This is a genomic window from [Clostridium] innocuum, from assembly GCA_012317185.1.
GTDB classification, from domain to species: domain Bacteria; phylum Bacillota_I; class Bacilli_A; order Erysipelotrichales; family Erysipelotrichaceae; genus Clostridium_AQ; species Clostridium_AQ innocuum.
On sequence record CP048838.1, the window covers coordinates 3,008,176 to 3,032,688 of the forward strand.

At 46.8% G+C, this 24,513-nt stretch carries 22 protein-coding genes and 7 tRNA genes; all 29 read right to left on the minus strand.

Annotated elements, in window-relative coordinates; genetic code table 11:
• Window positions 1–4: 4 nt before the first annotated feature.
• The 29 genes from G4D54_14625 to G4D54_14765 all read right to left on the minus strand — a co-directional run bounded on the left by G4D54_14625 (window position 5) and on the right by G4D54_14765 (window position 24,512).
• On the minus strand, window positions 5–322 hold the full coding sequence (locus G4D54_14625; GenBank protein QJA03591.1) for a cell division protein FtsL: 318 nt from the start codon (window positions 320–322) through the stop codon (window positions 5–7).
• The gene (gene rsmH, locus G4D54_14630; protein ID QJA03592.1) at window positions 322–1,257 is read right to left on the minus strand and encodes a 16S rRNA (cytosine(1402)-N(4))-methyltransferase RsmH; all 936 of its coding nucleotides are present in this window, start codon (window positions 1,255–1,257) and stop codon (window positions 322–324) included. Before rsmH ends, G4D54_14625 begins: the two co-directional genes overlap by 1 nt.
• Window positions 1,254–1,685, minus strand: coding sequence for a division/cell wall cluster transcriptional repressor MraZ (gene mraZ / locus G4D54_14635; protein QJA03593.1), 432 nt, complete (start codon window positions 1,683–1,685; stop codon window positions 1,254–1,256). The genes rsmH and mraZ overlap by 4 nt, the downstream gene beginning before the upstream one ends.
• A gap of 194 nt (window positions 1,686–1,879) precedes the next feature.
• Window positions 1,880–2,914: a GrpB family protein gene (locus G4D54_14640; GenBank protein ID QJA03594.1), complete on the minus strand. Its 1,035-nt coding sequence runs from the start codon at window positions 2,912–2,914 to the stop codon at window positions 1,880–1,882.
• 176 nt (window positions 2,915–3,090) lie between these two features.
• Window positions 3,091–4,674: a ClC family H(+)/Cl(-) exchange transporter gene (locus G4D54_14645; GenBank protein ID QJA03595.1), complete on the minus strand. Its 1,584-nt coding sequence runs from the start codon at window positions 4,672–4,674 to the stop codon at window positions 3,091–3,093.
• A gap of 226 nt (window positions 4,675–4,900) precedes the next feature.
• On the minus strand, window positions 4,901–9,247 hold the full coding sequence (locus G4D54_14650; protein ID QJA03596.1) for a PolC-type DNA polymerase III: 4,347 nt from the start codon (window positions 9,245–9,247) through the stop codon (window positions 4,901–4,903).
• A 381-nt stretch (window positions 9,248–9,628) separates the two neighbouring features.
• Window positions 9,629–10,021 carry an FMN-binding protein gene (locus G4D54_14655; protein QJA03597.1) on the minus strand — a complete coding sequence of 131 codons (393 nt, stop codon included), beginning with the start codon at window positions 10,019–10,021 and terminating at the stop codon, window positions 9,629–9,631.
• Window positions 10,011–10,502 (minus strand): hypothetical protein, encoded by a 492-nt coding sequence (locus G4D54_14660; protein QJA05209.1) that lies wholly within the window; start codon window positions 10,500–10,502, stop codon window positions 10,011–10,013. The genes G4D54_14655 and G4D54_14660 overlap by 11 nt, the downstream gene beginning before the upstream one ends.
• 90 nt (window positions 10,503–10,592) lie before the next feature.
• Complete coding sequence (locus G4D54_14665; protein QJA03598.1) at window positions 10,593–11,210, minus strand: TetR/AcrR family transcriptional regulator; 618 nt, start codon at window positions 11,208–11,210, stop codon at window positions 10,593–10,595.
• Entirely contained in the window at window positions 11,194–11,850 is a 657-nt protein-coding gene (locus G4D54_14670) for an NAD(P)H-dependent oxidoreductase (GenBank protein QJA03599.1), read from the minus strand. The genes G4D54_14665 and G4D54_14670 overlap by 17 nt, the downstream gene beginning before the upstream one ends.
• On the minus strand, window positions 11,838–12,326 hold the full coding sequence (locus G4D54_14675; GenBank protein ID QJA03600.1) for a flavodoxin family protein: 489 nt from the start codon (window positions 12,324–12,326) through the stop codon (window positions 11,838–11,840). Before G4D54_14675 ends, G4D54_14670 begins: the two co-directional genes overlap by 13 nt.
• A 298-nt stretch (window positions 12,327–12,624) precedes the next feature.
• Window positions 12,625–13,581, minus strand: a complete 957-nt coding sequence (locus tag G4D54_14680) for a sodium:calcium antiporter (protein QJA03601.1) — start codon at window positions 13,579–13,581, stop codon at window positions 12,625–12,627.
• A gap of 60 nt (window positions 13,582–13,641) precedes the next feature.
• A complete protein-coding gene (locus tag G4D54_14685; protein QJA03602.1) occupies window positions 13,642–14,829 on the minus strand; it encodes a pyridoxal phosphate-dependent aminotransferase in 1,188 nt (395 codons plus the stop codon).
• Between the two features lie 475 nt (window positions 14,830–15,304).
• Window positions 15,305–16,012 (minus strand): ABC transporter ATP-binding protein, encoded by a 708-nt coding sequence (locus G4D54_14690; protein ID QJA03603.1) that lies wholly within the window; start codon window positions 16,010–16,012, stop codon window positions 15,305–15,307.
• On the minus strand, window positions 15,996–16,364 hold the full coding sequence (locus G4D54_14695) for a GntR family transcriptional regulator (GenBank protein ID QJA03604.1): 369 nt from the start codon (window positions 16,362–16,364) through the stop codon (window positions 15,996–15,998). Before G4D54_14695 ends, G4D54_14690 begins: the two co-directional genes overlap by 17 nt.
• Window positions 16,365–16,381: 17 nt before the next feature.
• Window positions 16,382–16,579, minus strand: a complete 198-nt coding sequence (locus G4D54_14700) for a hypothetical protein (GenBank protein QJA03605.1) — start codon at window positions 16,577–16,579, stop codon at window positions 16,382–16,384.
• Window positions 16,579–17,361, minus strand: a complete 783-nt coding sequence (locus G4D54_14705) for a hypothetical protein (protein QJA03606.1) — start codon at window positions 17,359–17,361, stop codon at window positions 16,579–16,581. The genes G4D54_14700 and G4D54_14705 overlap by 1 nt, the downstream gene beginning before the upstream one ends.
• A gap of 686 nt (window positions 17,362–18,047) precedes the next feature.
• On the minus strand, window positions 18,048–18,653 hold the full coding sequence (locus tag G4D54_14710; GenBank protein QJA03607.1) for a 4Fe-4S binding protein: 606 nt from the start codon (window positions 18,651–18,653) through the stop codon (window positions 18,048–18,050).
• A 17-nt stretch (window positions 18,654–18,670) separates the two neighbouring features.
• Window positions 18,671–20,572: an EAL domain-containing protein gene (locus G4D54_14715; protein ID QJA03608.1), complete on the minus strand. Its 1,902-nt coding sequence runs from the start codon at window positions 20,570–20,572 to the stop codon at window positions 18,671–18,673.
• A gap of 515 nt (window positions 20,573–21,087) precedes the next feature.
• A tRNA-Phe gene (locus G4D54_14720) sits at window positions 21,088–21,163 on the minus strand.
• A 3-nt stretch (window positions 21,164–21,166) separates the two neighbouring features.
• Window positions 21,167–21,243: transfer RNA gene (locus G4D54_14725), tRNA-Met, on the minus strand.
• Between the two features lie 39 nt (window positions 21,244–21,282).
• Window positions 21,283–21,373 (minus strand) — tRNA-Ser (locus G4D54_14730).
• Window positions 21,374–21,391: 18 nt separating this feature from the next.
• Window positions 21,392–21,468 (minus strand) — tRNA-Ile (locus tag G4D54_14735).
• Window positions 21,469–21,480: 12 nt separating this feature from the next.
• Window positions 21,481–21,557 (minus strand) — tRNA-Met (locus G4D54_14740).
• Window positions 21,558–21,575: 18 nt separating this feature from the next.
• Window positions 21,576–21,652, minus strand: a tRNA-Pro gene (locus tag G4D54_14745).
• A 7-nt stretch (window positions 21,653–21,659) separates the two neighbouring features.
• A tRNA-Arg gene (locus G4D54_14750) sits at window positions 21,660–21,736 on the minus strand.
• Between the two features lie 183 nt (window positions 21,737–21,919).
• Window positions 21,920–22,279 carry a hypothetical protein gene (locus G4D54_14755; protein QJA03609.1) on the minus strand — a complete coding sequence of 120 codons (360 nt, stop codon included), beginning with the start codon at window positions 22,277–22,279 and terminating at the stop codon, window positions 21,920–21,922.
• 149 nt (window positions 22,280–22,428) lie between these two features.
• Complete coding sequence (locus G4D54_14760) at window positions 22,429–23,067, minus strand: V-type ATP synthase subunit D (protein QJA03610.1); 639 nt, start codon at window positions 23,065–23,067, stop codon at window positions 22,429–22,431.
• Between the two features lie 2 nt (window positions 23,068–23,069).
• Window positions 23,070–24,512 (minus strand): V-type ATP synthase subunit B, encoded by a 1,443-nt coding sequence (locus tag G4D54_14765; protein ID QJA03611.1) that lies wholly within the window; start codon window positions 24,510–24,512, stop codon window positions 23,070–23,072.
• Window position 24,513 lies beyond the last annotated feature (1 nt).

A 24,513-nucleotide genomic window follows, 5' to 3' on the forward strand; every position in this document is an offset into this window, starting at 1 on the left:
TTTGTTATTTCTTTTCATCTTTATCTACAACAACAACGTTGTCCTGATTCGTTTTGATCCCCTCTTTTTCAGCCATTCCAAGTACGCGGTCGCGATCCTCCAGCTTTGTGATATCCGCCTCCAGATTTGCCACGTCCTCTTTTAATGTGTTTGCCTTCTGCTCGCTTTCCTGTGCCTTCAGCTGAAGCGTTATGTTATAGGATTTCAGTGCAAACTTGGCACCGAAGTATCCGAAAATCGACAGTGTTAAAAGCAGTGTCGCAAGTCCTTCTATACGCAGTCTTCTTTTTCTTTTCACTATTTTCGCCTTCGCCATGTTCATCACCTGATCCTTTCTATACATCTTAGCTTTGCGGAATGAGAGCGCATGTTTTCCCTCAGCTCCTCTTCCGTAGCGGTTATCGGCTTTTTATTGAGAAGCCGATACGGTGCAGCTTCCATATCCTGCGGCAGGATCGGAATGCGCTTATCATATTGCTTCGGCTTGCTGCAGGAGGCAAAGGTATCCTTTACGATCCGATCCTCCAGCGACTGAAAGCTGATGACACACAGCCTTCCTCCGACATGGAGAAGCTCCAGTGCATCCCGCAGCACCAGCTGCAGCTCACCCAGCTCATCATTCACGGCAATACGAATTGCCTGAAACACCTTTTTTGCCGGGTGTCCCTTCTTATTCAGCACCTTCGCAGGCAGTGCAGATTTAATGACATCCACCAACGCAAAGGTTGTTTCAATCGGTTTTACTTCTCTTGCTTTTTCAATTTTTCTGGCAATCTGCTTCGCAAAGCTTTCCTCACCAAACTGAAAAAAGATGCGTACTAGCTCCTGGTACTCCCACTCGTTCACCACCTGATAGGCACTGAGCTTCTGGCTCTGATCCATGCGCATATCCAGTGGTGCATCAAAGCGGTAGCTGAAACCGCGCTGTGCTTCATCAAACTGCGGTGAAGATACGCCCAGATCCAGAACCATACCATCGATGCCGGTAACGCCGCGTGCTGTTAATTCACGCTTCAGATTTGAAAAATTACTATGTATCAGGGTTACATTATCGCCAATCTGCGCAAGCCGTTCCCTGGATTCCTCGATAGCAGAGGCATCACGGTCAAAGGCATATAAATGCCCCTGCGGTATCCGTGCGAGTATTTCCGCGCTGTGACCGCCTCGTCCCAGCGTACCATCCACGTAGATTCCATCGCTATGAATTGCCAGATTGTCAATGCTCTCCTGCAGTAATACGCTGTAGTGTTTCATCATATCATAAACTCCGTTAAGCTCTCGGCTATGTCTTCAAAGGCGTCGTTTGCTTCCTCATCCACCGGCTCCCAGCGTTCTCTGGACCAAATTTCCACATGATTGGCAGCACCGATCACCATGCATTCCTTCACAAGCTCTGCCAGCTTCACAAGGGGAGAGGGAATCAGTACACGACCCTGTGCATCAATTTCACATTCAGCGGCCTTGCTTGTCATCATTCGGACAAACATACGGGCATCCTTCTTCGTTGAAGGCAGCTTCATCAGCTGCTCATAGATGGTCTCCCACTGCTCTTTTGTGTAAACAGCCAGACAGCCGTCCAGCCCGCGTGTGATGATGACATGATCTCCCAGCTCCTCTCGTAACTTTGCAGGAATGATGATACGCCCTTTTTTATCAATATTATGTGCGTATTCACCCATGAACATGCCCTTCACCTCCACTATCTACCACTTTCTGCTACTTTATACCACCATTATACCCTCTGGCTATGGTTTTGTACATAAAGAATTAAAAAAATTAAGGATTTTATCCTGCCGGTTTCGACGGATTTTCCTTAATTTTCCAGTTATGTGACGTATATGGAAGAAATGCATCAAAAGCTGCGTTCTCTGCTATTTCCTCACTTGATGATGAATTTATCAGAAAGCTCTGCACGGGCCAGTTTTGTTATTTCCTCAATACATTCTGTTTTTGCCTGTGTATATCCATCCCGATCTCTGCGATAGGTCTGTGCCAGTTCTTTTTTCAAGGCTGCATATTTGCGACACACCGCATCATGCGTACGCAGGTACTCACAAAAATAAAGCTCTCCCCATGCCGCAGGGTAGCGGACATGCAGATGAAATACTCTATCCGCAAATCCAAGTGCCGTGTAGCCTTTGTTGAAGCATAGGATTTCCCCCTGCTCCTCCTGTTTTCTCGACATCAGGATCCAGCCGTCCCGTGTAAGCGTTTTGATCAGCTTCTGCGGATGGCGGGTATCCGTTTCCAGCAGGATATCCACACAGGGCTTCGCCTCCAATCCCTTTACCGCGGTACTTCCCATATGGGATATTCGTACGATAGAAGCCTTTAGAAGGCTTTGAAGACGAAGACGCTGCGCATCATACCATGCTGTATATTGCTCATTATACGGTCGTATGACAATCGGAAACAGTTCCCAGAGCTGTTCCAGAGAAAGCTTCTGCAGTTCCGTTGCATCCTGATTATCTGTACGATTGAAATCAGACTTCTGTAATCGGTACAGAAGAGGGGTCTTTGCTATGGCAGGATGTTCCTGCTCATATTCGATTCTTTGAAAGCCCAGCTGAACAAGATTTTCCTGCAGCTGCTGCTCCTTTGCATGCACCTCCATCATCACCTGCTCGATATCCCAGCGATACAGGACGTAGAACAGCAGCATATACACATACTGTCGATGCAGCAGTGCAAAATTCTTTCCGATATTCGCCAGCCGCATTGCGATCGTCACCGTGCGTGCAGACTGAAGCGTCACCTGCATATAGCCGGCATAAATGGTATCCAGCAGCAGATACAGCTGCAAAGTGCTGTTCATTAGATTTTCCTGCAGCTGAGGAACACAGGTTGTATCACATACAGGAATACTTCCTTCCGCTTTGCTGCAGATGGTAAAATTTTTATAAACCAGCTTCATAAACGCCTCCATTTTCTTCCTTCGCAAGCATATGTCTTTCCCTGCTTCCAGATTGCGCCGCTTTCATGTCTCTCTTGCATACAGGAACAAGCTGTATGATTTTCTTAGGAGTTCTCCTGTTCATCTGTCTCATGAACCAGCTGTATACCGTATTCCTTCTGCTTCCATACGCTTCATTATTCCAGCTTTGAGCTGCAGCATTTTTCCAGCTGATGCTGAATATAGGGGGCATCCTCATCATCCAGTAAGGCGATTAGCTTATCCCCGGTATGCAGCACAGTACTTCCTTTCGGCAGAAGCTCCTTCCCCTGCCGCTCAATGCTGATCAGCAGGCACTTATTCGGCCACTTCACATCGCATATCGCCTGATCACAGACCGGACTTCCCAGCTCTACAACGGCTTCCACCAGATGGCGCTCTCCATGGAAGGCAGAAAGATTCACACCGTTTTTCACAAGGAGATTGTGCAGCAGGCTTTCATAAATCGGCTCACAGTTCAACAGACTGGCGCACAGATAGCTGATCAGCGATACCACCGCCAGCGGCAGAAGATTCGTCAAGGTACCACTCATCTCTGCTATCAGAATGATTCCGGTGATCGGTGCGCGAACGATAGCGGCAAATGCCCCTGCCATCGCCATAATGATAATATTATTCATATAGCCGGCAGAGAAGCCGAACACCTGTACGGCGATATTCCCGAAAATTGCCCCGGTAAAGCTGCCAAGGACAAGCAGCGGGAAGAAAATACCGCCCGGAGCTCCGGAGCCGAAGCTGATAAGGGAGAACGCAAATTTCACTGCCAGAAGAAGAAACAGTGTGCGAAGCATCATGACAGGATTCTCACTGAGCATTTCGATCATCGCATGTCCGCTGCCAAGCACATCGCTCAGACACAGGGCAAGCACACCGGACAGCAGCATTGCCACCATCACACCGTAATGCTGCAGACCGCTTTTTGCAAACAGTGCCTGCACCTTCATCGTGGATTTGTTATACAGTACTCCAAACAAGCCGCAGACGATTCCCAGCAGAATCAGCATCCAGTAATAGCCAAGCGGAAAGGTGTTCAGGACTTCAAAATGAAATGCCGGAGCCAGACCGAACACATTGCGGGATAGAAAATCTCCGCTCACACTCGCACACATGACGGAAATCAATACCGACACGCTGAAATTTTTATGAATCTCCTCCAGTGCAAACATCACACCGGCAAGGGGTGCGTTAAATGCTGCAGCCAATCCTGCCGCAGCCCCGCAGGTCAAAAGCAGACGCTCTTCCATCTTTACACGGTGAAACAGCTTTGCAATCGCTTTTCCTGCCATCGCTCCCAGCTGTATGCTGGGGCCTTCCCTTCCCAGAGACAGACCGCCGAAGGCACACAGCGTTCCGCCAATCACCTTCGCAGGCAGCACACGCGTCCACTGCTGGTCGATAAAGGACATGATTTCTCCTTCCACCTGCGGAATTCCGCTACCGGAGATCAACGGCTCCGCCTTCAAGAGCTGCGCAACCAGAAATCCCAGTATGAGCAGAAAAGCAAACCACAACACGATATGCGTCCAGTCGGTGCGGATAAATGCAACCGCAGCCGCAACAAAATCCTCCGCGTAGCCCAGAATGATGCGATACAGCACGGCAATCAGACCGGCACAAAGACCGGCCGCAAGCCCTTCCCCAATCAATACGTATTTAAAATTTCCTGCACTATGCAGAATATGAAGCGTACTTCCATGTTTTCTCTCTTTCACAAATCTCATCCTTCTTTCTCTAAAATTATAGCATTCGTATCTCCCTTTTACAAATCACTTCCCGTTGCTACACGATTCTTATACAGCCGAAGCCGTTCAGCAGTCACACCGTTCAGCCTGTACAGGTGCAATTTACGAGTCAATGCTCTTTTATAAGGGCGAAGAAAAACAGGCATATGCCTGTTCATCCTACAACACGGAAGTGCTGTTTTGCGAGTCAAGGATTCCTTAACGCTTAAAAGGAAAACAGAGACATCTGATTTTCATCCTGCATTCCCTCCAGAACTCCCATACTCTCCATCTTCTTCACCAGTGTTCCGCTCAATGCCGTACGCCGCTGTAAATCCTCCTTGGAAAGGAAGGCTCCCTGCTTTCGTGCCTCCACAACCGTATCCGCAACGTTCTCACCAAGTCCGTCGATGCTGGTAAACGGCGGAATGATGTAGTTCGCATTCTCCGGATCGACGATAAACTCACGGGATGCCGAGCGCATGATATCAATATTGGTAAAGTAATAGCCTCGCAGGTTCATTTCCAGAGCAAGCTCCAGCGTATTGAAGGTATCCTTATCCTTTTTGGAAACATCCTTTTTCGTTTCATTATTTTTCAGCATATCGCTGATTTCCTGCATTCTGCGACGGATCGCCTGTTCTCCCTTAATCATCGTTTCAATGTCATAGGCATCGCAACGAATCGAGAAGAACATGCAGTAATATACCTGCGGTCGATGCACCTTGAACCATGCGATACGAATCGCCATCATAACATAAGCCGTCGCATGTGCCTTCGGGAACATATATTTGATTTTCAGACAGGAATCAATATACCAGTCCTCCACACCGTTGGCCTTCATTTCCGGAATCCATTCATCCTTTAAGCCCTTCCCCTTACGTACACTCTCCATGATGGTAAAGGCAAGCTTCGGCCGCAGCCCCTTGTGCAGCAGATAGACCATGATGTCATCTCGACATCCGATGACACTCTTCAGCGTACACGTTCCGTTGTCGATCAGATCCTTCGCATTTCCCAGCCAGACATCGGTACCATGGCTCAGACCGGATATTTTCAAAAGCTCATCAAAGGTGGTCGGGCGCGTCAGCTCCAGTATACCGCGCACAAACGGCGTTCCGAACTCCGGTAATCCGGCTGCTCCGGTTTCCTCACAGGATTTACTCGTATCAATCTTCAGGGCATCCACCTTGGAGAAAACACTCATCGTTTCCGGGTCATTCATCGGAATCGTCGTCGGATCAATCCCGCTCATCCGCTCCAGCATCTTCATTGCGGTCGGATCGACATGTCCCAGAATATCAAATTTCAAAACATTGTCATGGATATCGTGGAATTCAAAGTGGGTGGTCTTCCACTCCGCATACGGGTTGTTGGCAGGGTATTGTACCGGTGTAAAATCATGAACATCCAAATCCAGCGGAATGACGATAATACCACCCGGATGCTGCCCGGTCGTACGCTTCACTCCCTCACAGCCCTTCGCCAGATGCAGGACCTGTGCATTTCGCATACTTCCCTCAATGCCCATTTCCTCCTCATAGCCCTTCACATAACCAAACGCTGTCTGCGTCGCAACGGTACCGATCGTTCCTGCACGGTACACATGATCATCCCCGAACACCTCTTTTGTATAGGCGTGGGCATTGGGCTGATAATCACCGGAGAAGTTCAAATCGATATCGGGAACCTTATCCCCTTCAAAGCCAAGGAAGGTTTCAAACGGAATATCGTGTCCGTCCCCTCGTATGGTTTCTCCACAGTTTGGACAGATGATATCCGGCAGATCAAAGCCATCTGCCACGCTTCCGTCCGTATAAAATTTCACATAATGACACTTCGGACATACATAATGCGGTGCAAGCGGGTTAACCTCGGTTATTTCCGACATCGTCGCAACGAAGCTGGAGCCGACCGATCCACGAGAGCCTACCAGATACCCGTCATTCAGACTCTTTTTAACCAGCAGATGGGAAATATAGTAAACAACGTAGAAGCCGTGTCCGATGATACTTGCAAGCTCCTTTTCCAGGCGCTTTTCCACGATTTCGGGAAGCACCGGTCCGTATTTTTTATGAGCATTTTCATAACAGATATCCGTAAGCTTCTGATCAGAGCCCTCGATATCCGGCGGATACAGACGATCCTTGACAGGCTTCACTTCCCCGATCATATCGGCAATCCGTTTGGTGTTTTTAATAACCATATCATAGGCGCGCTGTTCTCCCAGCCATGCGAATTCCTTCAGCATCTCCTTCGTTGTACGGAAGTGCTGGTCCGGCGCCTTGAATTTCCGACGCTTTTCCTGATTGTAGATATAGAGAGGATGACGGACACCGCCAATCGCCTGTGAGGAAATATAAATATCACGAATCATTTTCTCACCGGGCTGTACATAATGACAGTCTCCGCTGGCAACCAGAAGCTTATCCAGCTTATCGGCTGCATTCACAATGGATGTCAGAATTTCCTTTAACCGCTCCATACTGGAAATGGAATCACGTTCCACAAGGTGGCGGTAGTTTTCCAGCGGCTGCAGCTCTATGTAATCATAAAACTGCATAACCTCCTCCAGTGTCTGTTCATTACGAGTCTGTGCCATGTCAAACACTTCGCCGTTCAGACAGCTGGAGCCAATGAGCAGATTGCCGTTGATACGCCGCTTTTCAATTTCACTTCGCAAAATTCTAGGCTCCGCTACGATATTGTTTGTACTTTTACTGCTGTAGGCAAGATAGCTGGTATGGGAAAGCGTCACCAGCTCAAACAGCTCCTTCAGTCCCGCCATATTTTTCGCCAGTATCGTCACATGCTTGACACGCACCTTGCGAAAGCTCTCTGCTGTCTGCATATCCTGAAGCTCTTGCAGGTTTTTGATATGCTTCAAATCGTTCAGCATATTCATATAGGTCTGCGCAAGAACCTCCGCATCATAATCGGCACGGTGAGCAACATCCTCATCGTATCGAATGCCATAGGAACGGGCAATCTGCCCCAGCCGATAGCCCTTACGGTCCGCCTGCATGCTTCTGGCAAGATCCAGTGTATCAATCACGGGATTCATGATTGGGGGACGTCCGATCCTTGCCAGCTCATCGTTTAGAAAGTTATAGTCAAAGGTCGCATTATGTGCCACCAGGATACTGTCCCCGATAAAGTCGAGAATCTCATCTATGCTGTCCGCAAAGGATTTCGCATTCTTCATATGCTCTTCCGTAATACCGGTCAGCTCCGTGGTAAAGGCACTCAGCGCCACCGGCGGCTTGATAAACAGCTGCAGACTCTTTATACAGGCACGATCCTTAACGATCTGCCCGCCGAATTCGATAATGTGATCAAAACGGCTGGATAAGCCGGTTGTTTCAAGGTCAAATACGCAATAGGTTCCCTTTTCCAGTTCAATGTCCTGAATATTACGAACAATCTGCAGTGCGGGATCCACCATATTCATTTCCAGACCGTAAATCATTTTAAACGGTGTTTCTCTGCCCTTATTGATCGCCTCCACCTTATGCTGTGCCTTTGGAAAGGCCTGAACCACAAGATGATCGGTAATGGCGATGGCATCCATTCCCCACGCATTCGCCTGATCGATGTATTCTTCAATATTGCAGACACCATCCATTTCCGAAAGCTTGGTATGCACATGCAGCTCCACACGTTTTTCCTCTGCTTCATCCACACGCTTTACTTCCGCAACCTTTTCAATCACGTCAGGCATAAAGACAAGCTCCCGGGTATAGGCATCGTATTCCGCCTTACCATAGGCTACGACACAGTCTCCGTTCTTTATTTCCGCCAGTACTTCCTTTGTGACGGCACCGCGTTCAAACCGCTTCATGATGATGGCATCGTCGTCATCCCCGATCCACAGCATCTGGATATCACGTCCATTGCGCAGCGTTCGTGTTTCCGTTTCAAAGATCTTACCATGGATACGGATACCATGGCATTCTTCCGTTATATCATGAATGGAAAACGGCACATACTGGTCCAGTCCCTTTTTCCCCTTCGGCTTAAAATTATAGCTTTTCTTTTCCTCATACACCTTCACCGGCTTCGCTGCCGCCTCACTTTTCACCGTGACCGTCGGAATCGGTGCGGATTTTTTCATTTCCTCAACATGAATTTCCAGCTGAAAGCCGCAGCGCTCCAGAAATTCCTGCAGCAAATGCTTATTCTGGATCGCCCGGTCGCGTTCCTGCTCATCCAGAATCTGATAGACAAGATATTTCTGTTCATTGATGGTCGGCAGTGATTCATGAAATATTTTCAGCTGCATATGCCGGGAGACAAAGCGTTCGATATAGCTGGATACCTCCAACAGCTCCGCTTCGGCCTTTTCAGCTGTGATATGCAAATCCACACTGCAGCGTGTCAGCTTTGTTAAACGCATACAGAAAACATCCCATACCTGAAACGGCAGTGGTTTCGGCAGAGAGATTTCCATTTTGATAACATTGGACTTCTTCATATATACCGGCTTCATGGTAAAGGTACCCTGTTTAAAATACTCCAGATCCGGATTGTTCTGTTCCATTTTTCTCACTAAATCAATCAGTTTCAGTTCCATTGAATCCCTCTTTTCCGCTCCTTATATGATAGCATATTTCGCCCCTTTGAAAAAGTAAAATTATCGCTCATTTTCCGGATGTGTCATATTCAAACCACGCGCGACCATTTTGTTCACGGCGCATGCGATGTTCAGCTGACGCTCCCTTTTTACTGCGTATATCCGCTGCGCTTTTCACAACATCTTGTGCAGGATGCAAAAAGCAATCCTCATGTGCCGTAATGGATCAGGCGCAAGAAATTTTCTTCCCTGCACATAAAAAGGATACATCCCGTCCTTTTCGGATGTATCCGTATATCGCTGTTTAAGCAGTTAGCCGCACTGGCTCATCCCAATCGGACTTTGCGTTCCCCATTCACTGGTGGAATGCAGAAGGCTGCTTTACTGCGGCAGAGCCGCCTTTTTCAGTGCATTCTGTGCCGCCATGCGAATTGCTCTGCTGGATATGGTGGCAGAGGAAACATCATCAACAGCCGTACTGTTTTGCTTCTGAATATCTTCAAGAATACGCTCAGCATCTTTCCCCATACCGTTATCGTGCTGAAGCAGTTCAATTCTCTGTATGGCAGCATTCTGAATCCGCAGCCGCAGCCGTACCTGCACCAGACCAGTCTGACATTCTCCCTCATAGCTGCCATCCTGCAGACGGTTCATATCCACGGCTTCAAATGCGAGCGCATCACTTTGCTGCTTCGTCTGATAGAACTGATAAGCAATCCCTCCCGCGCCAAGAAGAATCAGTACCACCAGAGCCTTGATGAGCTTACGCTTCATGAGTCTGCCCTGCAATGACACTGTCAATCGTATCCCAGCGCAGGCGGTCTACAAGTACAGCGTCTTTATCCTCATACAGATGTTCCTGCTTATTCACCATGCGGATGATTTTTCTTTCCAGAAAGCCCAGCTTCTGAAAGTCCAGTCTGCCGCCGATATTCACAGAAAAGGCAAGCTGCCGATAACATGCTTCTCCCAGATTTTCTGTGATGATTTTTTCCGGTGCAGCATCGCTCATACCGCACAGCAGCATACCGACGCTTTTCCCCGCCAGCTCCTTCGTATTTGCACGAATGCAGGCAAGCAGCTGTTTTGCCAGCCTGCCCGCATAAATGCTTCCAACACATACAATGCGCTCATAGCCTTCCCACGACAGTGCAGGGTCTGCTTCCTGTAAATCTGCGCAAAGCTTTTGCTGCAGATACGCTGCCACCTCTTCCCCGGTGCCATGCTTACTTTTATAAATAATCAGTGTTTTCATTTGTTCTCCATTCCCCTGCTTTCTGCAGGCTGCCTCATAGATCGTGATACTGTCTCTGTCATATGCCTGCATTTCTGACTGCTCTGCATCCTATGCTGTTTCATGCGGTCGCAGAGATGCCATGATCAAATCCAGCACTTCCTCAATGACCTTATCCCGGTATGCAGGCACCGGCTGTTCTATGAGGATACGCTCCAAAAGACCGTATACACAGCACCAGATGCCTTGTGCGCGAAGCTCCACCTGCTCCACACTGAACTCGCCGCATGCAATGCCTTCCTCCAGACAGGTGCACAGCATAGCGATACTTTTTCGATGCTGGCGCAGATTTTCCTGCAAAATTGCAGTCTGCTTTTGTACGGAAGGAAGCTTGCTCTGCATGACGACCTGATAAAGCAGCGGATCCTCCAGCATCCCTCTAACATAACCAAACAACGTGGTTCGCAGCTGGGCAGCGGGAGATTTTTCAGATGCCATGGTCTGCTGTATGATGCACAGGATATTATGATATCCCTCCTGTACGACCGCAAGCATCAGCTCCTCCTTTCCGGAAAAATAATGATAAATAATACCGGGTGTCTGCTGTATCATCGCCGCTATTTTACGAATGCTTAAAGCCTCCATTCCCTGCGTTTCCATGATTTCTCTGGCTGCACGCATGATAAGCGCCCTGCGTGATGCTATCTGTTCCTCATCCTTTACGCGCATGCTTCTCCTCCTTTGCATAAAAGCAGATATGGCGGTCTGCTTTTATTTTCTTTTGCTGCTTGTGAATCGTATGATTCATTTTCAAACACATCAGACGGGCTACAAAGCCTGGGATTTTCATTTCCGCCTGCTTTGAAAGCAAGCTGGCAACTTCCGTTTTATGCTGGACACAGGCAATCAGCTTCTGCAGGCAATGCTCCACCGGTACCGCATTGGGAAGACGCTTCAATGTAACACCGTCAATGATTGCCCCTCCCCCGATAATCAAGCCGCCCATCCATCGTTGCTGCATCGCCTTTGCAAACAGCTCGATATTGCCGATACAGCAGTGATGCGTATGAGTGTATGGCATTCCACCCTGTGCGATTGCATATACATATTTGTTTCTCGACAGCTCTGCCTGATGCAGCTTAGCCAGTACCTCTACTGCATCCCCCGGGATAGCGTTCACATAACAGGGAGTGATAAAAATCCATGTATCTGCCAGCCCTGCAGCTTCCAGAAAGCTGTCCCATGCAGCCTCGATATCCAGACAGCTCCACAGCTGCGTCTGCTCACCGAGCTGCTCCTGCATAAGTCTTCCCAACAGGGCACTGGTTCCAAGCCTGCGCGGACTCAGATTCAAAATCAGTATGGACATAGTGCTGCCTCCTCGCCAATATACTGTACACGCATGAGCGTACCCCCGGTAATACCATGGATCTCCTCCAGCCATTCCTCAAACAATGCCAGCTCCTGTGGCGTCGCCTCTCCGTAAAGAAGAAATTCGATTTCACGCAGCGGTATTTTCCATCCCTTCTTGGTCAGCTCCCTGTTTTTTACGGTATATTCCGGATAGCCAAGCACCGCCATACGATCCAAAATGCGCTTGCACTTCGGACTGCAGCACCCAAAGCTCTGCCGGCATATGAAGACCAGCTTTTCACATTGCGCGATTTTGGGATACAGCATCTGCATATCATCCGCAACTGCACATTCACCACCATGATGTATGCGACGTTCACAGGCCCCACATCCCATACAGCCCTGCAGCTTCAACTCTCTGACATCCACTGTCTCCATCCCCAATTCATCGCAAAACGCATATTCCGTATCATTCAATCGTAATGTTCTCACAGTCATCACCTCTTAATAAATTAAACACTGTTTAATTTATGTTTATCTTATCGTATCCCGGTCATTCTGTCAAGATGGTTTCAGTAGATTAACAAAGCCATTGTCTGTCATTCCTATCCACCACAATCTGCATAACCGTACAAAAAATGAACGCATAAAAGCATATTCGAAAAACAAGCAGGATGATAAATATACAGAAAAAAGATCAGGTACATGATAAAGACGAACCTGATCCTCCTGATTATTCTATTTTCAAAGCATAAAAACCATAGAAACAGGCCATACCCTCCGCTATTTATTACATGGACAGTAAAATGCTTGTGACATAAGAGCCGAGTATCGCCACACTCGCCAACAGAACCAGGGCGCGATGCTTCTTTCCATATATAACCACCAGTGTACAGACCATGGAAAACGCACCAAAGCCGAGCAGATTCATTACCTGCGGTTCATTGACATAAATGCTTCCCTGCGTAAAGAGAACATCCGCAAAGCAGAGTATGATAAAATTGAACAGGTTACTGCCGACGATATTACCGAAGGATGCGTTGAAATTTCCAATCCGTACCAGATTGACAGAAGCACTCAGCTCCGGCAGTGAGGTAGCCACTCCCAGGAAGATTGCCCCGGCAACCGTAGCCCCCAGCTGCAGCTCCTCCGCAAGGCGGTCCGTTACCGTTGTCAGCAGGATACTTACGATAACAAGTCCCACACTGTAACAGATAAACCGAACAGCAATCTGCCTTACACTCAGCGAGATGTACACTTCCTCCTCCACATCACCGCTGTCATCATTCCCCATGAATTTCACATTTACCGCATACACAAGCAGAATGAGAATGGACATCAGGTTGACCTTCAGAAAACTGAACCCAACCTCCTTCGGCATCATGATGGCCGCAAATACCAGGGCATACATGACCAGACCGAACCACAGCGTCTTGCTGTGTGATTTTGACAGTGTGGCTCTTTGATAACGGCGGGATGTAAACAGCATCAGTCCTCCAATGACACAGAGATTGAAGATATTGCTTCCCAGCACATTTCCCTGTACCAGATCCGGCTGATCCAGTGCCAGAACGGCAGTCAGAGATGTAAATAATTCAGGCAGAGAGGTCACAGCCGCAAGCATGACACCTCCAATAAACGCACCGGACAGATTTGTTTTCTTATCCAGGCAATCAACGTAATACGACAGACGTACAGACAAAAACACCACCAGTGCCGCCAATACGATATATTCAAGATACAGCATACCATTTTCCTTTCCTTTTCCAGCAGCCTCCCTCGCAGAAAGCAGCTGCTCTTTTTCTATTTATTCTATAGCTTCCCCCGACACCGCTTTGACAAACCGGCGCATGCATTCTTCAATCAGTGAACGCGGTGCAGCCATATTGATACGCTCAAAGCCCTTTCCCTGCGCACCGAACAGATAGCCTTCATCCAAAATCAGAGACTGCTGTCGCATCCGCTTCTCGAGCTGCCTCTCGTCAGGACAGTACGCACGGACATCCACCCACAACAGATAGGTTCCCTCACAGGGGGAAACAACAGCCTGCGGCAGCTCTTTTACCAGATAGTCACATGCATAGCGAATATTCTGATCGATATAGGAATTCACCTGATTCAACCAGTCTTCACTTTCATTATATGCCGCCTTCGTTGCCGCTAATGCAAAGGAATTGCAGCTGTTCAAAGACAGTCGGTTTCCGACAAACTCCTTCCAGCGCTGCTGATATTCCGGCTTTGTGATGATGATATTGCTGTTTTGCAGACCTGCCAGATTAAAGCTTTTGCTGGGCGCTGTACAGACGATGATTTCATCCTTATATTCCGGAACCAGCGTATGCAGCGGGATATGATGAATCCCCTCCCGTATCAGATCACAGTGAATTTCATCACTGATGATCCATTTTCCATAGGTATGCGCAAGATCAGCCACCTGCTGCAGCTCTTCTTTTGACCATACCCGGCCTACCGGATTATGCGGAGAACACAAAATCATTCCCTTTACCTCATCCGCAGCCAGCTTTTCCTCTAAATCCGCAAAGTCAATCGTGTAGACTCCATCCGTATTGCACAGGGGACTTTCCACAACACAGCGCCTGGTTGCCAGAATCTTATTGCGAAACGGATAATATACCGGCGGCTGAATCAGTATGCTGTCACCCTCCTCACTCAGAATTTCCAAAAGATAGGCGATAGCTGGAACGACTCCCCCTGCATAAAAGATGGAATCTGCCGCAATCGTCCATTGAAAGCGACGCTGAAACCATCCAGTTACACTGTTTCTGTATGCATCATCAAAGCCGCAGGAGTATCCGTAAATCTGTTCCTCCACACGACGGTGCAGGGCCTCCTGTATCTCTGTGCTGCAGGGAAAATCCATGTCCGCCACCCATAGAGACAGCACCGTCTGTTCATCACTGCAGGCAAAGGGCTTATCCCATTTGATACATCCGGTTCCCGTTCTCGACAGAACCGTATCAAAATCATATTTCATATGTACCTCCCAAACAAGATCAATCATGTACTCTCATACTGCATTATTATATCGTGTTTAAAAGCCCTTGAACAGAGAAAATACTGTGGATTTTCCCACTTTTTCGAAGCTGTGTCTGCAATGCTGTGCAAACAATCGCATACTGAAGGATGTTTTGAAGTTTTATAATTGCATGATGCCTTCATCGTACCCTCTTCTTCATATACAGCAATGCAGGACAATCGCATAATGTGCTAAGCTTTTTGCCTGTGTATACTGCTTGTACGAGCCATGGTCCAATAACCTACCGTGCCTTCCATGTGATACGCAACCGTATATGCCCGATAGTGCATACGGGCATAGTCACCGCTTCAGACATAGCTGCTGTACATATTATATACAGTCAGGTCGCAAAATAAAAAAAGATTCCCATTTCGCTGAATGAAAAGCGCAGATGGAAATCTCCTTGATACCTGTATGGTTGAAAAGCAAGCAACTATACTATATAGTAACGGAATTCTTCACGGAACAGTTCATCAATGGATTTTCCTGTTTCCTGACGCACATCCTCTACTTCACTGTTCAAGACAATCTGTCCGTTTTTGATGAAGACAACTGTACTGAAGATACGTTCGATATCCGCAATCAGATGCGTTGCGATAAGAATCGTCTGCTCCGGAGAATAATTTTCCAGAATTGTATCCAGAATCACTTCCCTTGCGGCTGGATCGACACCGCCAATCGGCTCATCCAGTACGATGATCTTTGCCTTGCGACTCATTACCAGAGCCAGCTGAAACTTTTCCTTTGTCCCCTTAGACATCGTCTTGATGCGCATTCCATCATCAATTTGAAAACGCCGCATAATCGTCAGGCATTTATCCAGATCAAAATCCGCATACATATCGACAAAAATAGCCAGTGCATCCTTCACCTTCATCCAGTCTGAGAAATACGGCTCATCCGGCAGATAGGACACCATCGCCTTCGTCTCTGCCCCGATGCATGTTCCATCGATTTTTACGACACCGTCATAATCCTTCAGCAGTCCGGTCATAACCTTTAAAAGCGTTGTCTTTCCACTTCCGTTAGGACCGAGCAGACCGATGATCTGCCCTCCCTCAAAAACCATATCCACATTATGCAGGGCCTGCTTTTTCCCATAGGCTTTGCTAAGCCCGCTTATTTCAATCAGCTTTTCCATTGTGCAACCTCTCTTCCACTGTGGCGATGATGGCTTCATCATCACATCCGTATTGACGGATTTCTTCAATAAACATGTCTGTTTTTCTACAGATTACATCTTCCTTTAGTTTCCGTATCATTTCTGTATCGTTGCAGATAAATCTGCCACTCGTGCGTTCACTCGCCACTAGACCGCTGCGCTCCAGTTCACTCAGCGCACGCTGTACCGTATTCGGATTGACACCAAATTCCACAGCCAGTTCACGGACAGAAGGAATTTTCTGAGAAGGCTGATATACATCTGTAACGATCCATCGCTTTATTTCATCCATAATCTGCAGATAGATCGGCATCTTGGAATCAAAATTCATGCAGGTTCACTTCCTTCCTAATACTCTCCGTTTTTCATTCGTTTCACTGTTTGCAGCACTGCTATGATGATAATTCCCAGCAGCAGTGCTCCTACGATATAGATTGGCCATCCGATTCTGAAATAATCCAGCAGCAGATATCCGGTAAATACATACCAGAACGAGAATAGCAGAATAATCAGTATGATCAGTGCTCTCTCCTTCAGGTCATTCATCATTCTATTTCCAGTTTATGATCCAGGATATATTTGCTTCCGAAGAAGAACAGGCTGAGAAGCAGCAGGGATTTCACAATCATAATGCCCACACCTGCCATGAACTGGTATTCCACCTGCATTCCCATAAACATCCCCATGATCGTGCCGGCAAAATCATCGGAGGCAAGATGAAACGGAGCAAGCAATATCCGATCAAACACAAAGCTGAGTATCCAGGATATCAGAATATAAAGCAGAATGGCAACTGCCGTGCGATATCGCGGTACATAGGTGGTATGCGTTATATTCATAACCAGATAGACCAAGGCCACGGATTCTGCCGTACCGACAATCATATAGAACAGATACAGCAGGGAATCCACTGCAATCACGGTGCTGAAGAATTGCTGCAGCGTCTCTGTAATAGCTGAAAAATCAAAGCCGCTGACACGCAGACCGATAATCAGCATCGACAGAAACAGGACAAACACGGAAACAATGATCCAGAACACCGCACTCAGAATTTTTGTCAACAGCAGCTGTGTGCTTGTGACAGGCAGGGTATGCGTCAGATACGAATTCCTGGAGAACATCGAATTGCTGTAATTCTTAATAATGACGACAACACACATGATGAACATAACCACACTCATGATAATATAGACAATTGCTGCAATGTTGGTTATCATTCCCTCATTCCTAGGATTCATCAGAAGTGCCGCCACCATGACGATGGCATATAAAACAAGAAAGCTTCGATATGAGCATTTCAGCTCATGCTTGCATAATTTCCAGAACATATAATTCCTCCCTCGTAAATGGTTTGTGTATCACTGTATTAACCATCTAATACAATAGTACAGTATCGAGAAAGAATTGTCAAGCAATACATAGAAATATTTATCGAAATTAAGGTCGCCAGCAATCACTTCCCATATAAATAAGTCCTATCCTGCTGTATGCTTCTTTCATCATGGCTATTTATAGGACAACCGATTCAGGGCAGTCAGACAGGGATACACATTTGGATAATCTGCTAATAGAAAAGATCAGGTGCATTATTTTCTACAAGCCCGTACACTTGATTCTTTTCCCTCTGCTAATACTGCAGCTTACCGTTCTCGATCCGGATAGCTCTGAACGATTCCTATTTTTTATAAAAGGCGAACGGACAGGTGAATCCCCCTGCAAACGAAAAAAGTCATCCTTTCGGATGACTGCCGCTTCCTTTGCCTAGGTATCTCTTTCTATTTGAAATAACAGCGGCGATAGTAATATCATAGCACATTATCACACAGATGTCACATATATCAGGAAAAAACCTGATTTTTTTAAGAATAATCTGCTGTTATCCGTGCTTAATGAATGAGAACAGCAGTAAATGATGAAACTGCTTCATTGCTGCATGACAACTACATTTTTCTTAACCCTGATTCTCATGCAAATTCACACATTTTTCTCATTGCAACAGAAACAGGAGTTGCCTTTATCTTCTGATGATCGCATGAACTGGACAAACCTCTGCGCACAGACCGCAATGCAGGCAATTGTTCTGCCGGATATGGCAGGGTTCCCCACACACAATGCACTGCTGCGGACAATGACGAATACAGCTTCCGCATTGGATACAGCTCTCCTGTATCATAAACCCCTTTTTCGGCATCGATGCTTCTCCGATTGTAAAATATCGGCGTTCGATCGGCTGTCTTCCAAGATCAAAGAATTCAAGCTGTGCATCACAAACCACAAAGGCATCCAGTATGCTGAACGAATTACCGGGATAGACGTCCTTCATAGACGGGTTTTCATCAAAAATACGATGAATCCAATACTCCTGCTGTGACAGACGAATCGAGCGCCCCTGCAGGCGCACCATCTGATACGCGCTGTTCATTCCGGTAATCGCGATTTGCGGATGCTGAAGCAGCTGCCTGTGAAAATCCTTCCCTCTTGAAGTACAGAAATACAGCTTTTCATCCTCTACAAGCATAACATCAATGATTCTGACCTGCGGATTCCCCTGTTCATCAACGCTCGCAAAGGAAACATCCTTTATCTCACGCAGAATTTGCAAACAATCTCCAGCCTGCATATGCATTCCTCCTATCTTCAAACCGGACACACCGTTACCGCTTCTTGTGCGCAAAGAGGAAACAACTGCAACAGCAGCTTTTCATATTCCTTTTGCGGCATTGGCTTATAGTAAACATAGCCCTGAATATAATCACAGCGCATATGCTTTAGAATTTCAATCTGTTCCCTGGTTTCAATCCCCTCTGCCACTGTTTTCACACCAAACTGCCGTACAAGCTGAATGATGCTTTCAACCAGCAGCCGATCCTTTTCCTCTGTCTCCAGATTATGGAAAAACAGCGCATCAATTTTCAATACATCCACATTCAGATTTTTAAACATTCCCAGAGAAGAATAGCCCTTCCCGAAATCATCAATGGAGCATGCAAAGCCACAGGAATGCAGCTGATCCACAATGGAGGTCAGCCTCTCCCAGTTGTCAAACATGACGGATTCTGTAAATTCAATTTCCAGTAGGCCGTCGGGAATGGCATAGCTCTTTTTTATGCCTGCATAGGTCTCTACAAAATCCATATTGCAGAACTGCAGACGTGAAACATTGATAGATACAGGAAGCATCGGCTTACCCTCATCCAGAAGCTTTCGCAACCACACACAAACGGATTCGAATACATATTGATCCAGCTGAGGGATGGTACGATTTTTTTCAAAGACAGGGATAAACTGATCCGGCATCAGCAACGTGCCCTTTTGCGTACGCCAGCGCACCAGTGCTTCCGAGCCTGCAATCTCTGCGGTTCGCATACAAACCTTCGGCTGGTAAAACACTTCAAACTGGCGGCTACTCAAAGCTTCCTCCATACTGCTTTCTATCGACTTTTCTTCCAGTAAATGCTGCCGGATGCTTTCATCATAAAAGCAGTAATTGTTTAATTCATGTCCGTTTTTCACCATTTTTCTCGCAAAATTGGCACGGTTCAGCAATTCATTCAGATTCAGCTTTTCATCGACATCCTCCAGACAGCAGATACCGCAGCAAATACTGAGCGCCTGTCTGTCAAGATGAGAGCGCATATAGTCACGAATAGCAGCATCCACGGCAGACTGCCGTTTTGTCAGCTCAGCTCTGCTGTTATAATGACGGAGAATGATAAAATTATCCGCATTGATGCGTCCTACCAGCTCATCATGCTCCTTATCCTTTATCAGCAGCGCCGCATAGTGCTTCAACAGATTGTCTCCGTTCGCATAACCGAAAACATCATTGATATATTTGAAATCCGAAAAATCCACATAGAACAGTGCGTATTTAAAATTCGTATTGCTTTTCATAAGCTGTTCTGCGCGTGTGATGAAATATTCAAGTGTATAGGCTTTGGTTAGGGTGTCTCTTCCCGCCGTATCCTTCAGCTGTCTGTTTGTGGTTTCCAAACGGAGTATTTTACGAATATTTGTTATGAAAATAAAAACCCATAAAGCGAGCACACTCAAAAACATGATAATATCCAGCAGCATCAGGCGCTTTGCATGCTGCTCGGTAAAGGATTCTGCAGCGAAGACCATATCATTGGTTGTCTGAAAGAAATCCTCACTGTCCTGTAGCAGCTGATGCTTCACGTTTTGATCATTCCTGCTTGTCCTGACAGCATAGATTTGCTGTTTCAGCTGTTCCCACGCTTCCTTTGTTTGATGCAGCTCGTCAAGATAGTCAGCATCGTCCGGCAAAGGCAGGTCATAAGCACCGCGTCCGGTACAAAGGCTGTTCACAATATCATCAATATACACTATTAAGTCATCCCCATGAATATCATTAAGCTCCATTTTCACGAGTTTCTGAGAAGCTCCGCGCACGATTCCGGTATAATTGATCAGGCGTCCATGTCGCTGGACACGATGTATGGAATTGATGGTGACTCCGCCAAGTAGTATAAGACATAAAAAAATTCCGAGCAGAGAAAACAACCAGCCTTTTTTCATAAGGTACCTTCTTTCATGTAGTTCAACAGCTGCAGGAATGAAGGTAGAGCTATGCCGCTGCTTCGTATCATGACAGAATACATCATAATCGAAACGGGCTGATTGCAAACCTGCATATGTAATTTATAACACCATTATATACGCTTTCTGTGTGTTAATCAATGTAAGAGCTACCATTCTATTGCAATTCGGAAAGGGACTGTGTAAGAAAAGTGTACACCTTTCACATATGGAACGTTTTTCATGGTCGCTGTCTATGGTAATTTTACCGCACAGCTTCTCACGCAGGCTACAACCTCCTCTGTTACCCATATATCGTTAAGCTATCGCGTGTGAAACGCCTCGCCCCGCAATATTTGCCCATCATGAGGAATCCCCTGTCGAAAACCGGAAGGTGAACGGATAACATCCCAGCTCCTCCGCCGCTGAATAAGAGCAGCCTATTCGAATCAAGGCACCTTCCCCGCAGAGCATAGAAAAAACCACTCATTTCTGAGTGGTTACATTTCGTCAAATGGTGGTCCCGGTCGGAATCGAACCAACGACACATGGATTTTCAGTCCATTGCTCTACCGACTGAGCTACGGGACCATTTGGTTGCGGGGGAAGGATTTGAACCAACGACCTCCGGGTTATGAGCCCGACGAGCTACCAGGCTGCTCTACCCCGCGATGTTTAATGAGCTATTCTTTTTTTGTTGAAGATTTAAATGGCGGAGGAACTGGGATTCGAACCCAGGCGCCAGTTTCCCGACCTACCGGTTTTCAAGACCGGACCCTTCAACCACTTGGGTATTCCTCCAGATGTTCGGTAACATAATGGTGGACCCTGTAGGACTCGAACCTACGACCCACCGGTTATGAGCCGGATGCTCTGACCAACTGAGCTAAGGGTCCAATTAGCAAAATTGGTGGCGGGGGCGAGACTCGAACTCGCGACCTTCCGGGTATGAACCGGATGCTCTAGCCAACTAAGCTACCCAGCCGTGTTTACAATTTTACAATGGTCGGGATGACAGGATTTGAACCTGCGACCCCTTGATCCCAAATCAAGTGCACTACCAAGCTGTGCTACATCCCGAAATAAATGGCGCGCCCAGCAGGAATCGAACCCACAACCTTTTGATCCGTAGTCAAACGCTCTATCCAGTTGAGCTATGGGCGCATCGTTTTTCGTTTTCTATCATCACGCTGTTCTCATCAGCGCTCATATATAATACAACAGAAAGACCATTTATGCAAGACTTTTTTTGAATTTTTTTCGTTTTTTTTATACAGATGCAAAATAGCCTTATAAATAAAGGACTTGTGCCTTTTTCTCCGATTGCTTTCCCCCCCTTTTGCAGGATTAATCGTGTGTCTCATTATATTCTTTACAAAAAATCAGTATTCTGCGAATCAAAGCAAGCGGCAGTTTTTCATGCAGAGGCAGATGAATTGCTGTTTTAGTACATTTATAGGAAGCAAGCTCCTCCTGAAATTCACGAATAGCATCATCGCCCGGATAGAAGCCGATATAGCCCTTGCACTGCCCCACCTGCACCAGATACCCATGATACAGAAATGTTGGCAATCCCCAGCTGATTTTCTCCTCTGCATCCGGCACCAGCTCTCTGCATATTGAAAGTATGTCCTGTATGCGGCCGCGATATTCCTCATCACATCCCTGTACATAGTCCTGTATTGTCCGATACGTAGTCTTTACCATATATTCCTCTCCTTTACATGAACACGTTTCCTTATACCTCTATCTCTATCTCTATCTCTATCTCTATCTCTATCTCTATCTCTATCTCTATCTCTATCTCTATCTCTATCTCTATCTCTAGTATAGCACAGCATCAAAAAAAAGAGCCGCTAAGTTGCGGACTCTTCAGCTTTTCTTCGATCCTTGGTTGCCTTGATGACCTTCTGACGGGAAAACTCCTCCCGCTCCTTTTCCTCAAGTGCATCCGTTATGAACTTGATATTATGTTCAAAATCCGGAATGACGATATTCTTCAAAGCATTGGCACGCTTCTGCGCCTTACGGATTGCATTCGCAAGACGATAGACACTGTTCTCCACCTCTGCCAGAATCACCGTCATTTCCTTAACCTTATAGAAACAGCGGTAGGCATAATCCAGCTTGGAATTTGCATGATCCAAGCCGTATGTCAGCTTATACTCCTGCTTTTCATATTGAATTTTTGGAATCTCCACACCCATAACACTTCGATAGCTGATTTGAATACCGGTATCCACCGGCACTGCTTCCACCATATCACTGATGACACCTAGGGACATATTCGCCTGCTGTAAGGCATAGTAAGCCTTCTGATAGGTAATGGTAATTTTATCACGCAGAAGCTTTACATCATCCAGCAGCGACATCATTTCGCGCGTCAGGATATTTCGTTTCCGATCCATCAATTCATAGCCCATATGAGCCAGATCGTTTGATTTCTTTGTCGCAATCAGATTTCCTTTGGTTGGAAACACCTGTTTATTAGCCATAATCAGTTACCCTGAGATGCCAGTTCCTTGATGATAGGTCCACTCTTCAGCCCAAAGCGTTTCACCGCACGTTCATGATCGTAGTACTCTTCAAGAACCTCGTTATCTACACGATCAAGCTCTGCACGCGGCAGGACACTGAGCAGATCCCAGCCCAGATCCAGCGTTTCCTCAATACTGCGGTTATCATCAAATCCCTGATTCAGGAAATACTCCTCAAATAATGTACCAAAGGACATATACTGCTTGTCGACATCACTCAGCTCATCCTCACCGATAACAGAAGCCAGACTTCTGGCATCCTGCACCTTTGCATAGGCTGCAAACAGCTGGTTGGAAACATCGGAGTGATCCTTTCTTGTGAAGCCTTCACCAATACCGTCCTTCATCAGACGTGACAAAGAAGGCAGAACACCAACCGGCGGATAAACACCCATCTGGTTCAGATTACGATCCAGTACAATCTGCCCTTCGGTAATATAACCGGTAAGGTCAGGAATCGGATGGGTAATATCATCATTGGGCATGGTCAGAATCGGAATCTGTGTTACAGAGCCTCCCGCTCCCTTGACGATACCTGCTCTTTCATACAGCGAAGCCAAATCAGAATACAGATACCCCGGATATCCTTTACGCCCCGGAATCTCCCCCTTACTGCTGGAGAATTCACGTAGCGCCTCACAATAGGATGTGATATCCGTCAGAATAACCAGTACATGCATATCCTGCTCATACGCCAGATACTCTGCAGCGGTCAAGGCACAACGCGGTGTCAGCGTACGCTCAATAATCGGGTCATTGGATAAATTGATAAACATAACAACCTTTTCCATAACCCCAGCTTCCTCAAAGGAACGCTTAAAGTAATCGGCAACGTCATTTTTGACCCCCATTGCCGCAAAGACGATACAGAAATTCTTACCGTCCCCCTCCGATATCTTCGCCTGCTTAACAAGCTGAACAGCAAGCTCATTGTGCGGCATACCGGAGCCGGAGAAAATCGGAAGCTTCTGACCGCGGATCAAAGTCGTCAGGGCATCGATACTGGAGATACCGGTATTGATATAGTTTCTTGGATACACACGGGAAACCGGATTCAACGGCTGTCCGTTGATATCCGCACTCTTCTCCGCATAGATTTCACCCAGACCGTCGATTGGCTGCCCGCTTCCGTTAAAGGTACGTCCCAGCATTTCACGCGACAGGGCAAGCTCCATCGGCTTTCCCATGAATTTTGTTTTTGTATTTTTTAAAGAGATTCCATTGGTTCCCTCGAATACCTGGATGGCTGCTTTTTTACCCTCCAGCTGAACCACTCTTCCCAGACGTGTCGTTCCATCTCCGCATTTGATTTCCACCATCTCTTCATAGCTGGTGTTTTCCACGTTATCCAGGAAGACAAGAGGTCCGTTAATTTCACTCAATCCTACATATTGAAGACTCATG

Excerpts from the sequence above, each read along its gene's own strand:
- mraZ (QJA03593.1), bottom strand. The coding sequence starts at position 1,685 with ATGTTCATGGGTGAATACGCACATAATATTGATAAAAAAGGGCGTATC.
- G4D54_14655 (QJA03597.1), bottom strand. The coding sequence starts at position 10,021 with ATGAAGCGTAAGCTCATCAAGGCTCTGGTGGTACTGATTCTTCTTGGC.
- G4D54_14690 (QJA03603.1), bottom strand. The coding sequence starts at position 16,012 with ATGGAAAAGCTGATTGAAATAAGCGGGCTTAGCAAAGCCTATGGGAAA.
- G4D54_14710 (QJA03607.1), bottom strand. The coding sequence starts at position 18,653 with ATGCAGGCTGGAGATTGTTTGCAAATTCTGCGTGAGATAAAGGATGTT.
- G4D54_14660 (QJA05209.1), bottom strand. The coding sequence starts at position 10,502 with ATGAAAACACTGATTATTTATAAAAGTAAGCATGGCACCGGGGAAGAG.
- G4D54_14765 (QJA03611.1), bottom strand. The coding sequence starts at position 24,512 with ATGAGTCTTCAATATGTAGGATTGAGTGAAATTAACGGACCTCTTGTC.
- G4D54_14685 (QJA03602.1), bottom strand. The coding sequence starts at position 14,829 with ATGAAATATGATTTTGATACGGTTCTGTCGAGAACGGGAACCGGATGT.
- G4D54_14755 (QJA03609.1), bottom strand. The coding sequence starts at position 22,279 with ATGGTAAAGACTACGTATCGGACAATACAGGACTATGTACAGGGATGT.
- G4D54_14645 (QJA03595.1), bottom strand. The coding sequence starts at position 4,674 with ATGAGATTTGTGAAAGAGAGAAAACATGGAAGTACGCTTCATATTCTG.
- G4D54_14650 (QJA03596.1), bottom strand. The coding sequence starts at position 9,247 with ATGGAACTGAAACTGATTGATTTAGTGAGAAAAATGGAACAGAACAAT.
- rsmH (QJA03592.1), bottom strand. The coding sequence starts at position 1,257 with ATGATGAAACACTACAGCGTATTACTGCAGGAGAGCATTGACAATCTG.
- G4D54_14640 (QJA03594.1), bottom strand. The coding sequence starts at position 2,914 with ATGAAGCTGGTTTATAAAAATTTTACCATCTGCAGCAAAGCGGAAGGA.
- G4D54_14680 (QJA03601.1), bottom strand. The coding sequence starts at position 13,581 with ATGCTGTATCTTGAATATATCGTATTGGCGGCACTGGTGGTGTTTTTG.
- G4D54_14625 (QJA03591.1), bottom strand. The coding sequence starts at position 322 with ATGAACATGGCGAAGGCGAAAATAGTGAAAAGAAAAAGAAGACTGCGT.
- G4D54_14715 (QJA03608.1), bottom strand. The coding sequence starts at position 20,572 with ATGAAAAAAGGCTGGTTGTTTTCTCTGCTCGGAATTTTTTTATGTCTT.
- G4D54_14695 (QJA03604.1), bottom strand. The coding sequence starts at position 16,364 with ATGAATTTTGATTCCAAGATGCCGATCTATCTGCAGATTATGGATGAA.
- G4D54_14670 (QJA03599.1), bottom strand. The coding sequence starts at position 11,850 with ATGTCCATACTGATTTTGAATCTGAGTCCGCGCAGGCTTGGAACCAGT.
- G4D54_14700 (QJA03605.1), bottom strand. The coding sequence starts at position 16,579 with ATGAATGACCTGAAGGAGAGAGCACTGATCATACTGATTATTCTGCTA.
- G4D54_14760 (QJA03610.1), bottom strand. The coding sequence starts at position 23,067 with ATGGCTAATAAACAGGTGTTTCCAACCAAAGGAAATCTGATTGCGACA.
- G4D54_14665 (QJA03598.1), bottom strand. The coding sequence starts at position 11,210 with ATGCGCGTAAAGGATGAGGAACAGATAGCATCACGCAGGGCGCTTATC.
- G4D54_14705 (QJA03606.1), bottom strand. The coding sequence starts at position 17,361 with ATGTTCTGGAAATTATGCAAGCATGAGCTGAAATGCTCATATCGAAGC.